The 14,398-nt window shown below is 36.4% G+C and carries 12 protein-coding genes; 3 read left to right on the top strand and 9 right to left on the bottom strand.

From position 1 onward, the window contains the following. Nucleotides 1–29: 29 nt before the first annotated feature. The 9 genes from scpC to LU301_RS09575 form a co-directional block, all read right to left on the bottom strand. Entirely contained in the window at nt 30–1,562 is a 1,533-nt protein-coding gene (scpC, locus tag LU301_RS09615) for a succinyl-CoA:acetate CoA-transferase ScpC (RefSeq protein ID WP_305270281.1), read from the bottom strand. A gap of 216 nt (nt 1,563–1,778) precedes the next feature. After that, nucleotides 1,779–3,011: a phosphoglycerate dehydrogenase gene (serA, locus tag LU301_RS09610; protein WP_305270279.1), complete on the bottom strand. Its 1,233-nt coding sequence runs from the start codon at nt 3,009–3,011 to the stop codon at nt 1,779–1,781. Nucleotides 3,012–3,368: 357 nt separating this feature from the next. Further along, nucleotides 3,369–3,725: a 50S ribosomal protein L20 gene (gene rplT / locus LU301_RS09605; RefSeq protein ID WP_305270278.1), complete on the bottom strand. Its 357-nt coding sequence runs from the start codon at nt 3,723–3,725 to the stop codon at nt 3,369–3,371. An 11-nt stretch (nt 3,726–3,736) separates the two neighbouring features. After that, on the bottom strand, nt 3,737–3,931 hold the full coding sequence (gene rpmI, locus LU301_RS09600; protein WP_034585468.1) for a 50S ribosomal protein L35: 195 nt from the start codon (nt 3,929–3,931) through the stop codon (nt 3,737–3,739). 127 nt (nt 3,932–4,058) lie between these two features. Next, nucleotides 4,059–5,294 (bottom strand): S41 family peptidase, encoded by a 1,236-nt coding sequence (locus LU301_RS09595; RefSeq protein ID WP_305270273.1) that lies wholly within the window; start codon nt 5,292–5,294, stop codon nt 4,059–4,061. A 107-nt stretch (nt 5,295–5,401) separates the two neighbouring features. Next, on the bottom strand, nt 5,402–6,937 hold the full coding sequence (gene gpmI / locus LU301_RS09590) for a 2,3-bisphosphoglycerate-independent phosphoglycerate mutase (RefSeq protein ID WP_305270271.1): 1,536 nt from the start codon (nt 6,935–6,937) through the stop codon (nt 5,402–5,404). A gap of 176 nt (nt 6,938–7,113) precedes the next feature. Beyond that, nucleotides 7,114–8,175 carry an ABC transporter ATP-binding protein gene (locus LU301_RS09585; protein ID WP_305270270.1) on the bottom strand — a complete coding sequence of 354 codons (1,062 nt, stop codon included), beginning with the start codon at nt 8,173–8,175 and terminating at the stop codon, nt 7,114–7,116. Nucleotides 8,176–8,294: 119 nt separating this feature from the next. Beyond that, nucleotides 8,295–9,389: an Lnb N-terminal periplasmic domain-containing protein gene (locus LU301_RS09580; RefSeq protein ID WP_370692194.1), complete on the bottom strand. Its 1,095-nt coding sequence runs from the start codon at nt 9,387–9,389 to the stop codon at nt 8,295–8,297. A 238-nt stretch (nt 9,390–9,627) separates the two neighbouring features. Beyond that, complete coding sequence (locus LU301_RS09575; RefSeq protein WP_305270268.1) at nt 9,628–11,244, bottom strand: ABC transporter permease; 1,617 nt, start codon at nt 11,242–11,244, stop codon at nt 9,628–9,630. A gap of 143 nt (nt 11,245–11,387) precedes the next feature. On the opposite strand from LU301_RS09575, the gene LU301_RS09570 reads away from it, so the two are divergent. The 3 genes from LU301_RS09570 to apbC all read left to right on the top strand — a co-directional run bounded on the left by LU301_RS09570 (nt 11,388) and on the right by apbC (nt 14,370). Beyond that, complete coding sequence (locus tag LU301_RS09570; protein ID WP_305270266.1) at nt 11,388–12,383, top strand: extracellular solute-binding protein; 996 nt, start codon at nt 11,388–11,390, stop codon at nt 12,381–12,383. A gap of 241 nt (nt 12,384–12,624) precedes the next feature. After that, nucleotides 12,625–13,179 carry an acyl-CoA thioesterase gene (locus tag LU301_RS09565; protein WP_305270265.1) on the top strand — a complete coding sequence of 185 codons (555 nt, stop codon included), beginning with the start codon at nt 12,625–12,627 and terminating at the stop codon, nt 13,177–13,179. Between the two features lie 3 nt (nt 13,180–13,182). Beyond that, complete coding sequence (apbC, locus tag LU301_RS09560) at nt 13,183–14,370, top strand: iron-sulfur cluster carrier protein ApbC (RefSeq protein ID WP_305270263.1); 1,188 nt, start codon at nt 13,183–13,185, stop codon at nt 14,368–14,370. Nucleotides 14,371–14,398 lie beyond the last annotated feature (28 nt).

Raw genomic sequence — 14,398 nt, 5'->3', positions numbered from 1 at the left:
ACCGTATTTATTAAATATTCATTTAAGAATTATTTAATACGCATATCGCCTGTTTCTACAAAGCGTTGATGCCAAGACAATGCTTCAAGCAAGATGTGTGGTGTATGTACACCACCTGCTTTTTCACTTGCGACTAATGCACGGTCATAGTAATCACGCAACATATCACGGTAATCAGGGTGTGAACAGTTTTCAATGATTAACTTCGCACGTTGTTTTGGTGATTTACCACGCAAATCCGCCATACCTTGTTCTGTTACAATAAACATGACATCGTGTTCTGTGTGGTCGTGATGGCTGACCATTGGCACAATTGATGAAATCTTACCATCTTTCGCTGTTGATGGGCTGACATAGAACGAGAAGAAACCGTTACGGGTAAAGTCACCAGAACCACCAATACCGTTCATCATGCGTGTACCCATCACGTGAGTTGAGTTCACGTTACCATAAATGTCCGCTTCAATCATCGCATTCATACCGATGATACCAAGGCGGCGGATAATTTCTGGGTTGTTACTGATTTCCATTGGACGTAAAATCAACTTATCACGCAAGAATTCGATATTGTCGTTAAAGCGTTGTAATGCATCTGGACTAAATGACAATGCAGTTGCAGATGCGTGCTTCATTTTACCTGCTAAGATTAAGTCAAGCATACCGTCTTGTAAAACTTCGGTATAACCTGTTAAATCTTCAAAAGGAGCATCTAAAAGACCAGCCATGACCGCATTCGCAACATTACCCACGCCTGATTGCAATGGCAATAAGCTCTTCGGTAAACGACCTGCTTTTACTTCATGGTCTAAGAAATCGATGATTTGTGCTGCGATACGCTTAGAGGTATCATCAGGGTCAGCAAATTTAGAGTTACGGTCGCCACCGTTAGTTAAAACAATCGCAAGGATTTTATCTTCAGGGCATTCCATATAAGGTGAACCGATACGGTCAAACGCACCGACTAATGGAATTGGCTTACGATGTGGCGGTAAACCTACTTCACCATACACATCATGCATACCTTCTAAGCCAGCATTTTGAGCAGCGTTTACTTCGATGATGACTTTATCCGCATTTTTAATTGCTTCTACGCCATGACCGATACCCATTGCAAAAATCAATTTGCCATCTTCAGTAATACCTGCCGTTTCTACAATTGCAATATCAAATTTGCCATAGAAACCTTGACGCATTTGTTGTTCAACGTGCGATAGGTGCATGTCTTGGTAGGCAGTATTGCCTGCGTTAATGCTGTTACGCAATGTTGGGTCAGATTGGAATGGTGAACGGAATTTAATTGCTCCTGCTTCAGCCAAAACACCATCACATTCTGGAGCAGTTGATGCACCAGTAACCATGCCAATACCAAAAGATTCACCACGAGCATGAGCTTCTTTCGCTTTATTCGCAATTGCAGTTGGTAATGCTTTTGGATAACCTGCACCTGTAAAGCCAGTAATTGCAAGATTCATACCATCTTTAACAAATTCAGCTGCTTGTTCAGCTGTCATAATTTTTTGGCGTAAGCCTTCGTGTTTTACACGCTCATGTGCGTTACTCATTTGATTTCTCCACGCATAAATTTTGGATTAGGATAAGCCCTAGACATAAATAGGGTTAATATAGCCTAATCTATACGGTTAAACAAGTATTTTTCTGATTTTATTGATAATCATTGTATAAAAAATATCGTAACTTACAATAAATCATCATAATAAAAAATCACCTAATCAAAGACTAGGTGATTTGTATGATTATCTTAATAATTTAAATCATTATTAAAATAAAACACGAACACGGATTGTGCCATCCACTTGTTCTAAAGTTGCCAAAGCTTCTTGTGAGCCTGATGCATCAACGTCCATTACTAAATAACCAACATCGCCTTTAGTCATGAGTGATTGACCTGAAATATTAATGCCTTGTTCTGCAAATAAGCTATTAATTTTAGACAATACACCTGGCACATTTTTGTGAATATGTAATAAACGGTGTTTACCTTCTGTTAATGGTAAGGCAATTTCAGGGAAATTCACTGCTGATAATGTCATACCTTTATCAGAATAAGCCACAAATTTCTCTGCTACTTCTAAACCGATATTGGCTTGAGCTTCCATTGTAGAACCACCAACGTGTGGTGTTAAAATCACGTTATTTAAACCACGCAATGGAGATTGGAATTCTTCGCCATTGGCTTTAGGTTCTTTAGGGAATACATCAACTGCTGCACCCGCTAAATGACCTGATGTTAATGCTTCTGCTAAATCTTCAATGACTACACACGTACCACGTGCAGCATTTAAGAAAATAGAGCCTTGTTTCATCTTTGCAAATTGTTCTTTACCAAAGAAATAACGAGTAGATGGAACATCTGGGACATGTAAAGTTACTACATCGGCTTGTTCAAGTAATTCATCAAGCGTACCTACTTGACGTGCATTACCTAGAGGTAATTTAGTAACCACATCAAAATAGATCACTTTCATACCCATACTTTCAGCTAACACAGAAAGTTGAGAACCAATCGAACCATAACCAACAATACCTAAAGTCTTACCACGTGTTTCAAAAGAACCTACTGCAGATTTATCCCAACCACCTGCATGGCACGCTATTGATTTTTCAGGTACACGGCGTAATAATAAAATCGTTTCAGCTAATACTAATTCTGCTACAGAACGTGTATTTGAATATGGTGCATTAAATACAGGAATACCACGTAACATAGCAGCATTTAAATCAACTTGGTTAGTACCGATACAGAAACAACCAACTGCAATTAATTTATTTGCAGCTTCAAAGATTTCTTCTGTTAATTGAGTACGTGAACGAATACCAATAAAATGTACATCTTGAATCGCCTGTTTGAGTTCGTCTCCTTCAAGAGCCGTTTTACGATGGTCGATATTGGTATAACCTGCTGCTTTTAACGTATCAATCGCATTTTGATGAATACCTTCGAGCAATAAAAATTTGATTTTATCTTTAGGTAGAGAAAGATGTTGGCTCATGATATTATCCTAAATATTAAAAAAATTATGAGTATAATAGCATAAAATCCATCTATTGTTGATGATAAATTTTCAAAATGTTGTGATAAATTTTGATAAGCACTTAACGATTGGCATTATTTTTTTCTAAAATCATTCGGGTATATTAATTGGTAGTGGTCTGAAAAGTATGTTACAAGATTTTCCGTTTGGACTGAGCTTGTCGAAGTCTAGGAAAATCATACCATTCGACAAGCTCATGGCGAACGATTTTCTTTCCAGCATACTTTTGAACCAGAACCTATTAATTATTATCATCATAAATAAAAAGGCATTGCGATAAACACAATGCCTTTTTGCTTATTTAAATAAATTTAATTAAGCTAATGCAGATTTTGCTTTTTCAGCTAAAGCCGCAAATGCAACAGCGTCATGCATAGCAATGTCTGCTAATACACGGCGGTCGATAATTACTTGAGCTTTTTTCAAGCCATCAATCATACGGCTATAAGATAAACCATTTTGACGAGCACCAGCATTGATACGTGCAATCCATAAAGCACGGAATTGACGTTTTTTCTGACGACGGTCACGGTACGCATATTGACCAGCTTTGATTACTGCTTGGAACGCTACACGATATACACGTGAACGAGCACCGTAGTAACCTTTAGCACGAGCAAGAATTTTTTTGTGACGGCGATGAGCCACTACACCACGTTTAACACGAGCCATTTTTTATCTCCTTAGATGTATGGGCACATACGACGAACTGAAGCAACATCACTCACATGAACCATTACACAGCCACGTAATTGACGGATACGTTTAGAAGATTTTTTAGTCAAAATGTGACGTTTAAACGCTTGTTTGCGTTTGAAACCGTTCGCAGTTGCTTTGAAGCGTTTAGCTGCACCACGGCGAGTTTTTAACTTTGCCATAATAACCTCTTTAAGTACCTGTTTGGCTCAACTACCCCATTGTAGCAGACCTGCAGGTAAGGACTGCATTATTTTAAAGCAATTTTATCATCTTGCCAAGCAATTTCTCTATTTTAACAAAACTTATTTAGCGTTTAGATGACTGTTGCAATAATGCTTCTGCCATTTTTTCTAAATATTCATCATCATCTAGTTGATTTCGTGGAGATAATAAATTAGGCATGATACCTTTACCATCAAGTTGCTGACCGTTTGGTGTATAATAATGTGCAACTGTTAATGAAACAGCATCGCCATTATCTAAAGGTAAAACTTTTTGCACCACACCTTTACCGTAACTTTTTTCACCCATCACATAAGCACGTTGATTTTGTTGCATAGCGGCAGTAAATACTTCAGCAGCAGAAGCAGATTTGCTATTAATTAGAATGCCTAATTTATGCTCAAAAACTTGTTTCGATAGGGCTCTAAAATTTTGATTACCTTCGGCACGGCTTTTAGTACTGACAATTAAGCCCTGTTTTAAAAATAATTCTGATGTTTCCACTGCTGATGACAATAATCCTCCCGGATTATTACGTAAATCAATTAAAATCGCTTGTACAGGCAAATGTGCGGTATCATAAATTGCATTTTTAATTTCATTGGCTGTTTCTTGTTTAAATACAGGAATATGAATATAAAGTACCTGATTTTGTAGCATTAATTTTGAACGAATATCGGTATTTTGGGCTTTATTACGGATTAATTTAATCGGCTGTGTATTTTCCCCGAGTTGAATGGTTAAAGTTGAACCCATTGCACCTGATAATAAATGTTGTACTTGCTCTGCATCAAGCTGATTGATGTTTTGTTCATTAATACGATATACGGCTAAATCATTTTTTAGACCTAGTTTTGCTGTGGTACTATCTTCACGTAACTGACTGATTACCCAATGATTATTTTTTTTAACTAATTCAAAATCAACCGTTGCTTCACCGCCTTCGGTATAGCGTATTAAATCTTGATAATCTTCCATATTTAAATAACGAGAATAATTATCTTGATTAACCAAGCCTTTAATGGCAGCATTAAATAGCTGTTCATCATTGAGTTCATTTACATAATTTTGTTGCACTACCTGATAGACTTTAATAAATTGTTGAATTGCTTCTACAGGTACTTCACTAATTTGTTCATCTTCTGTCAATTCAAGTGAATTGTCATCTGTTTCGGTTAAGTTTGATTGATTTGTTACAGATGTCTTGTTTTTATTAGCTTGAATATTTTTAGTATTTGCTTGTTGTGTTTTAGCCATTACTGTACTATTGAATAAACTCAAAAGGGTAATAGCAAGTAGTGTTTTAGTCAAAGATGACATAATACTTCCTAAAATATTTCATTATTGCACGGATAATGTGTAGCATATAAGAAAAAAGAGTGAATGACAATTGCAATATCATTCACTCTATCGTTTTTTATGCTCAATTAATCCGTCAAGTGAATTAAATTACGTCCCGACATTTCTTTAGGTTGTGGCACATTCATTAACGCTAAAATTGTTGGTGCAACATCGGCTAAAATACCACCTGTCTCAATAGTTGCTCCTGTCTGTCCTACATAAATAAAAGGTACAGGTTCAGTGGTATGCTGTGTATGTACTTGACCAGTTTCATAATCCATCATTTGCTCAACATTACCATGGTCAGCAGTGATAATCATGTGTCCTTTTTTCGCCATTACTACATCATAGACACGAGCCAAACAAGTATCCACTGTTTCTACTGCTTTCACCGCAGCTTCAAATACGCCTGTGTGTCCGACCATATCGCCATTGGCATAATTGACGATAAATACATCAAATTCACCACTATTAATAGCATCAATTAAAGCATCAGTGACTTGATAAGCACTCATTTCTGGTTGTAAATCATAAGTCGCTACTTTTGGCGATGGAATCAGAATACGTTTTTCACCTGTATATTCTTGTTCTATACCACCGCTAAAGAAAAAGCTGACATGAGGATATTTTTCAGTTTCTGCCAAACGTAATTGTGTTTTACCAACTTTTGCCAAATATTCGCCTAAACCATTATCTAAACTTTGTGGTTTATAAACGATATTAACAGGTAAACCTTCTTGATAACGGGTTAGGGTAACATAATCAGATAATTTTGGACGAACTTGACGGGTAAAACCATCAAAATCATCAATCACAAAGGCTTTAGTTAATTCTCTAGCACGGTCAGAACGGAAATTCATAAAGACAATACTATCGCCATCATTAATGGTTACTACTTCACCAATACGAGTCGCTTTAACAAATTCATCTGTCTCGCCAGCTTCATAAGCAAGCTGTAAACCTTGAACTGCACTATCTACGACACGTTCTGCCACGCCTTCAGTAATTAAACGATAAGCCTGTTCCACACGTTCCCAACGGTTATCTCTATCCATTGCAAAATAACGCCCAATCATGGTTGCCAAACGTGCATTTGGCTTATCGGCAAAGAATTGTTCAAAACGTTGTAAACTTGGCTCTGCACTTTTTGGTGGGGTATCACGACCATCTAAAAAGGCATGAAGATATACTTTTGCACCACGTTGTAATGCTAATTCACACATTGCCATAATATGATCTTCATGTGAATGCACACCACCTTGCGACAATAAGCCAAAAATATGTACTGCACCGTCTGCATTTTTGGCTTGTTCTACGGCATTAATAAAGGTCTCTTTTTGAAAAAAGCCACCTTCACGAATATCTTTACTAATGAGAGTAAAATCTTGATAAACAATGCGTCCTGCACCTAAATTCATATGTCCAACTTCAGAATTACCCATTTGCCCAGCTGGTAAGCCGACATCTTCACCTGTGGTTGAAATTAAACCATGTGGATGTTTTTGCTTAATCATATCAAGGGTTGGTGTTTTTGCTGATGCGTAGGCATTATCACGGTTATCTTCACGATGTCCAATACCGTCCATAATGATAAGAACGTGCGGGATTTTTTTATCAGTCATGATTTGAACTCACCATAGTTTTTGAGAATGTCTATATTTTACTGAAAAATAATGGGCTTGTCATGTAGATTATAGGAGATATAAAAAATATTTATGGTTAGAGATTCCGAATAAGATAAAATGAGTGGATATAAAATAACAAGGTAGCTCGTCTATTTTTTAGACTGTAACTTAGTTTAAACTACCCACCCTTTTTTCACTTGCACTTTTAATGTATCACCGACTTTTGCAGTCATGTGTGTTGGCAAGTGGGCTAGTACTTCCTCACCTGTTGCTAAGAGTAAATTTGCTTGCCAGTAACTACCCTTAAAGTTAAGTTTGTGAAGTGTTACAGGTATGCCATCACTACTAATGATGACTTGTTCAGGGCGTATTAAAACATGGTGATTTTCTTGAGCATCGTTAGCATTTTCGCAGGTGATGATACCTACAGCTGTCTGTACACTTGTTTGATTATCCAGCACATTTTGTATAGGGAATAATACACCTTCTCCAACAAAACTCGCCACTGCTTGACTAGCAGGTTTTTGATATAAATTAGTAGGTGTATCCCATTGTTGTAACTGACCATTTGCCATCACACCAATTTTATCTGCCATTGCAAAGGCTTCTGCTTGGTCGTGAGTTACTAAAATAGCAGTTGTATTTTGTGATTTTAATAATTCTCGTACTTCAAAAGATAAACTTGCTCTCAATTCAACATCAAGGTTTGAAAATGGTTCATCAAGCAAAATAAGATTTGGTTTTAGGGCAAAAGCACGTGCTAAAGCTACTCGTTGTTGTTGTCCGCCTGAAAGTTCATGTGGATAACGGCGGGCAAAATCTTCCATACCAACTAAGGTTAAAAGTTCATCTAGGCGAGTTTTTTGTTCATTTTTAGCTAGATGTTTAATACCAAAACAAATATTATCTGCTACTGTTAAATGACTAAACAAGGCATAATCTTGAAATACCATGCCAATGTGGCGTAAATGTGGTGCGATATTTTGTTTATTCTGAGCATTATATAGAAGTTTATTCGCTAGATGAATTGTACCATTTTGAGGCTGACAAAAGCCCATAATAGAACGTAATACGGTAGTTTTACCACAACCTGATTGTCCGAGTAAACAACCAATTTCACCTTGCTCTAAAGCAAAAGATATGCTAGAAAAAATCGTTTTATTACCAAAAGTGACTGTAAGGTCATTGACGATTAAATTTTGACTTGTTTGTGTATTGTTAGTTAAAGTTGTCATATTAGTTGCCAGATTTCTGATGTATTTTAGGGGTGTTTTACACGCTATTTTTGATGCATATATGTTATATAAATAACATTTCATCATCATTTAAAGCATTATAACTGATATGATAAATCTTAGGGTTTAGGTAAGCCTTGTCTGATCAGTATTGAAAAATCATTGCTGTTTATATCAGTTTGGGTCAAATGTGCTACATGTGGATTGGCATGAGCCATCGTTCGCCATTGCTTTGCTGTATAATGGGTATCAATTGCCTGTTCATCGAGTAAATATTCGGGTAATAACCCCGCTAATAATGCACGATAATCAATAGGGATTGGCTCAATTTGTGCCATCATATCAAAAATCAGTGTACTACAATTACTTGTGAGCGTGTTGTACCATTTTGCTTCATGATTAAGGCTTTCGCCTTTTTCTAGGTATAATAAAAATAATTTTAGCATACTCTCTTTAGATAAGTTTACAGGGTAAATATAGACATCTTCACCACGTACATTGGTGCGACTATAGAGTAAATCTTTTTCATCGCCTGCGACAAGTGCAAGTTCAAATTGGCGGAAAAATCCTCCTATTGCGGAAAAACTTTCGTGTGCCTCTTTGCGAATTTCAATGGAAAAGCTGAGTTTACGACCATCTCTAAAGCCAAAACTTGCCATCGTATGCACAATTTTATTGAGTCCCCAATCAGAGATGATAATATCAAAACTTTCAAGATCATTTAAATTATATTGGCGAGTTTCCCATCGAATATCATATTTGTCGATAGTATGCCAATTAAAATTACGCACATTATGTAAGGTTACGATATTACCTTGTTGTTCAAATTGGAGAATTTTAGCAACTTCATCATGCCAAATACGGTCATTTTTAGCAGGCATAGCAAAATACCACCCCAATGCCAAACCAAAACAAACAAGGTATACTGCCAAATCAGTACGTCGTCTAAACACTGCACGTGTAATAAAAAAGCCTGTTAGACTCAGTGCTAAACACGCCCAAAATATCATAAAAATCTTAGTGCCAAGTTCGCCAAGTGGTTGATGTACCCATAACGCCATGAGTAACCAACAGCTTGTTACACCTACAAAGAGTGTAAAAACAATAGAAATCAGCCATACGAATGCTCTTGTTACAAAAAATCGAGCAATAAAACGCTGTACAGTCGGTGGTAATGCCTGTATGAGAGCATTTTTTGGCAGTCTATTGGTCATTGTAAAGATTCTTATGATATGATTGATAAATGTAATCCCATTCTTAACTTAAAATCATAGTATATTGATATGATTTAAGATATTTAATTTTGTACGGGCGAATAATCATTCGCCCCTACACAAAATCAATAACTTACTATGAGTTTAGAATGACTTAAATGTATTATAAAAGAATGTACCCTAAAATGCACCTAAAATCACACACTTACTATTGATGATAAAGCTAATAACATTAACCTTATTTATCTACTTTATTTTGTCCAAGTTTAGAAAACCAAATCACAGGTATGAGTCCTACTGCCACAATGAGCAGAGCGGGTAAACTTGCTCTATCATAAATACCTTCCATCGTAAAAGCATGAATGCGTACTGCAAGCATATCCCAGTCAGAAGGACGCATCATCAGCGTAATTGGCATTTCTTTCATCACATCGACAAATACCATTAGTAAAGCTACACCAACTGCTCCTTTAAGCATAGGTAAATATACTCGCCACACAAGAGTAAAACCTGATATGCCCAAAGAATGTGAAGTTTCGATCAGTGATGGTTTAACTCGCTCCATACCTGCTGAAATTGCTGATGAACCGAGTGCTAAAAAGCGGATTAAATAAGCAATAACCATTACTAAAAGTGTACCTTTAAAAATAGCGGTCGTTTCTTCGCCAAGAGCAAGCCATTCAATTAAAAAATTATCTAAATAAGCGACAGGCACAAATATACCAACGGCTAATACGGTACCCGGAATAGTATAGCCCATTAAAGCAAGTTTAGTAGCAAGTAAGGTAAAACGGCTATTATCTTGTCGTTGAGCTAAGGCAATAAGTAAAGCTACGAATGCAACAGCAAAAGATGCCATGAATGCAACAGATATAGAGTGCCATGCTTGTAAGGCAACTTCTGCTAAATCCACGCCTTGCCAAGTTTGATATACCCAAATGCTAAGTTGAGCGACAGGAATAAAAAATGCTAAGCCAAGTACAAGTAAGCACCAGCCCATCGCAAGATATTTTTTAATTCCTGTTAAGGTTTTAGGTATATATTGGTTGCCACGTCCAGCTTCTTCAAAACGTCTGCCACGTCGTGTCCATTCTTCTAATGCGACCATCACAAATACAGCTAAAATAAGTAAACTGGCTAATTGTTTTGCAGTCTCGATGGAGAAGAAGCCAAACCAAGAATCATAAATAGCTGTGGTAAAAGTATCATAACCAAAAATGGATACTGCTCCAAAATCAGCTAAGACTTCCATCAAAGCAAGCATTAAGCCACCTGCTATCCATGGACGAGCCATTGGCAGGGCAATTTTAATAAAAGATTGCATTGGCGATAAACCAAGAGAAGCACCAACTTCTAAAGCACGAGAACCCATGCTACCAAAAGCATTTTTGGCAAGTAAATAGACATAAGGATAGAAAGCAAGACTCATCACTAATGTTAGACCTAAGCCATTGCGAATATCAGGTAAGCCTTGTTCAAAACCGTGTACTTCTCGTAAATAAGTGCTAATTGGTGCAGAATATTCAAAAAGACCCAGTTGTACAAAGGCAAGTACATAAGCAGGTACGGCAAGGGGTAACATCATTGCCCATGACAAGGTTTTTGATAAAGGAAAACGATACATTGCTAACAACCATGCGGTCGTTGTGCCTAAAAATAGCACACCTATACTCACACCAATAGCGAGTACAATTGTATTTTTGATTAATAAGGGTAATTGGAATTCTAATAAGAATTCCCAAATTTCAGCATCAAACTCGCCAAGTGCCAGTACAATAACTGACACAGGAATAGCCACTAGCACAGCACACAACAGTACCCACAAGCGAGACAGTAGGATAGAGAGTTTTCCCATGTTTATCTCAAACACAAACCAATGATTTTAAAAATCGTTTATTATAACATAAAAAGATAATGATAACTTTTATTGTTTATTATTTTAAAATTTAGTATGATAGCCCAAGTTATCATTATTTCTAGTTAAAGGAAGTTTTAGTCATGCTTAAAAAATTATTGGTTACTTCAATCGCTTTTGCTACGATTGCTCCTGCTTTTGCAGCTGAATTAACGATTTATTCAGCTCGTTCTGATGAGTTGTTAAAGCCATTAGTCAGCACTTATGAGAAAAAAACAGGACATAAAATTACCCTAGTAACTGACCGTAATGCTGGTTCATTAATGGAAAAATTAAAAGCTGAAGGTAAAAATACGAAAGCTGATATTTTAGTAACAGTTGATGGTGGTAATTTGTGGCAAGCTGCTCAAGCAGGTTTGTTCCGCCCAATTAATTCAAGTGTATTAACGAGCAATATTCCTGCACATTTACGTGACCCACAAAATCGTTGGTTTGGTCTATCGGTACGTGCAAGAACGATTTTTTATAATCCGAAAAAAGTGAATCCAAATCAGCTTTCAACTTATGCAGACTTAGCTCATCCAAAATGGAAAGGCAAGTTATGTTTGCGTACGTCTGGTAATGTTTATAACCAATCGTTAGTAGCGACCATGATTGCTCATGATGGTTTAGCAAATACTGAAAAAGTGGTGAAAGGTTGGGTATCTAACCTTGCGGTTCAGCCATTTTCTAATGATACAGCTTTATTAAAAGCGATTGATGCAGGGCAATGTGATGTGGGTATTGCCAATACTTATTATTTTGGTCGTTTAGTGGCGGATAATCCAAATATTAATGTGAAAGCATTCTTTGCGAATCAAAATGCTAAAGGTACTCATGTTAATGTGTCAGGTGCAGGCGTGGTAAAATTTAGTAAAAATCCTGTAGAAGCACAAAAATTTATTGAATGGTTATCTAGCAATGAAGCACAAGCCATTTTTGCGGGTAATAATTATGAATATCCTGCGAGTGTGCGTGCGAGCAATGCACCACTTGTAGCAAAATGGGGAACATTTAAGCAAGACTTTATCAATGTATCAGTTGCTGGTCAAAATCAAATGAAAGCCATTATGTTGATGAAAAAAGCAGGTTATAAATAAGTTTTAATTGATTATAAGTGATTGATGTTATGTGAGGGTGAAATATTTTTGCCCTTACATTTTTTAAGCTGAGAATAATCAATATATTAAGCTATTAAAATATAGTCAATATTAAATAAGTCTGCAAAATAACGTGTATTAAAATTGCAATTATTCATATTATTTGCACTAAAAATATAGGCAAAATACAGCATTCTATTTTATAATCAAATATCATTTTTATAGTAATTTAGTGTTGAATATGTATCCATTTTTACGTTTTGGGAAAACTTTAGCTCAAAGTACATTTAACAGTATGCGTGGTAAAACGTTATCGATTTATGATACCAGTGAAATTACGACGATGAGTAATTTTAATGATATTGATAACTTTTTAGAGATGAACAATGGGCGTATTTTTACCCTATTTGATTTAGGACGATTTGATTTTGCTATTCGTACAGGTCTAGGTAAAAAATTATTACAGAATAAATGGGGGCTAGTTGTTGCAGGGAGTACGATTCAATATCGTAAACGTATTCGGTTATTTGATAAAGTTACTATCAAAACACGATTTTTAGGTACTGATCAGCGTTGGTTGTATATTGAGCAAACTATGTGGGTTAAAGGTAAAGCCACGTCTCATGCTTTATTGCGTACAGGTGTAACCAATCTTATGACAGGAAAAGTGATTGAAACAGAAAAAGTTTTTCAAGCAATGGATATTAAATTAAATGAACTTGAATTGCCTGAATGGGTGTGTGCATGGGCTGAAGCTGATAAATTACGCCCATTTCCACATGATGAAAAGGAATAATAGATGTCTTGGTTATCTTCACTAAAAGCGGTATTTAATCCTGCTCCTGAAATTAATGAAACTGAAATACAACAGGTATTACAGCAATATCAAATGGCAAATCATGTGCCATTAATGGAGCGTGTAAAGCAAATTCAAGTTGAACAAACGACTTTACAGTTACATATTTTTATTTATAGTGATGAAAAAGATAGTTTACAAGCCTTACATGATGGTTTGGTGGAACAGTTACAAAAATGTGGTATTCAAACCTTAAATTTGCATGTTGTTGAAAAGAAAAATAAAGTTGATCATCAAACTGAGCATTCATCACAAAGCACAAATGCCGATGCACAACACTATGACCCCAATAATCCACCGATTACACAAAAAGCACCAACACAACAAAGTGTACCTGCTCATCCACGCATTAAGCAAGTGATTGTTGTGTCGTCAGGTAAGGGTGGTGTTGGTAAATCAACGACTACAGTGAATTTGGCATTGGCTTTACAGCAATTAGGTTTAAAAATCGGTGTATTAGATGCGGATATTTATGGACCTAGTATTCCAACCATGTTGGGGAATGCTGGCAAAACGCCACAAATTGAACACGAGCGGTTTATTCCGCTTGAAGCCTATGGTATGCCAACTTTATCGATAGGACATTTAACAGGCGATGATACTACACCGATTGCATGGCGTGGAGCAAAAGCGACAGGAGCATTAATGCAAATGTTTAATCAGACTTTATGGCCTGATTTAGATATTTTAGTGATTGATATGCCACCCGGTACAGGCGATATTCAATTAACTTTAGCACAACGTATTCCTGTTAATGGTGCCGTTATTGTAACTACACCACAAAATATCGCTTTACTGGATGCACAGAAAGGTATTGAATTATTTAATAAAGTGTCTATTCCTGTGCTTGGTGTAGTGGAAAATATGTCGTATCATATTTGTTCAAATTGTGGTGCGGAAGAACATATTTTTGGTGAAGCTGGTGGCGATGATTTGGCTGAACGTTATCAAGTGCCAATGTTAGGGCATATTCCATTGAGCTTAGAAATCCGTAAAAATGTTGATGAAGGTAAACCTAGTATGATTGCAGGCGATGAAGCGACTGAACATTATATCGCCATTGCTGAACAAGTATTGGCTCAATTACAACGATTACCGAAACGTGAACGTCAAGATAAGCGGTTTTTTTGATTTAAAAATATTCTATTTAGTTTTAATT

Origin of the sequence: Moraxella sp. ZY210820 (assembly GCF_030674635.1) — a bacterium.
GTDB lineage: Bacteria > Pseudomonadota > Gammaproteobacteria > Pseudomonadales > Moraxellaceae > Acinetobacter.
This window is presented reverse-complemented; position numbering and strand designations above follow the sequence as displayed.

What these genes read in the sequence shown, in the direction of transcription:
- gpmI (WP_305270271.1), bottom strand. Translation starts at nt 6,937, where the DNA reads ATGACTGATAAAAAAATCCCGCACGTTCTTATCATTATGGACGGTATT.
- rpmI (WP_034585468.1), bottom strand. Translation starts at nt 3,931, where the DNA reads ATGGCAAAGTTAAAAACTCGCCGTGGTGCAGCTAAACGCTTCAAAGCA.
- LU301_RS09565 (WP_305270265.1), top strand. Translation starts at nt 12,625, where the DNA reads ATGTATCCATTTTTACGTTTTGGGAAAACTTTAGCTCAAAGTACATTT.
- LU301_RS09585 (WP_305270270.1), bottom strand. Translation starts at nt 8,175, where the DNA reads ATGACAACTTTAACTAACAATACACAAACAAGTCAAAATTTAATCGTC.
- apbC (WP_305270263.1), top strand. Translation starts at nt 13,183, where the DNA reads ATGTCTTGGTTATCTTCACTAAAAGCGGTATTTAATCCTGCTCCTGAA.
- LU301_RS09575 (WP_305270268.1), bottom strand. Translation starts at nt 11,244, where the DNA reads ATGGGAAAACTCTCTATCCTACTGTCTCGCTTGTGGGTACTGTTGTGT.
- rplT (WP_305270278.1), bottom strand. Translation starts at nt 3,725, where the DNA reads ATGGCTCGTGTTAAACGTGGTGTAGTGGCTCATCGCCGTCACAAAAAA.
- scpC (WP_305270281.1), bottom strand. Translation starts at nt 1,562, where the DNA reads ATGAGTAACGCACATGAGCGTGTAAAACACGAAGGCTTACGCCAAAAA.
- serA (WP_305270279.1), bottom strand. Translation starts at nt 3,011, where the DNA reads ATGAGCCAACATCTTTCTCTACCTAAAGATAAAATCAAATTTTTATTG.
- LU301_RS09570 (WP_305270266.1), top strand. Translation starts at nt 11,388, where the DNA reads ATGCTTAAAAAATTATTGGTTACTTCAATCGCTTTTGCTACGATTGCT.
- LU301_RS09595 (WP_305270273.1), bottom strand. Translation starts at nt 5,294, where the DNA reads ATGTCATCTTTGACTAAAACACTACTTGCTATTACCCTTTTGAGTTTA.
- LU301_RS09580 (WP_370692194.1), bottom strand. Translation starts at nt 9,389, where the DNA reads ATGACCAATAGACTGCCAAAAAATGCTCTCATACAGGCATTACCACCG.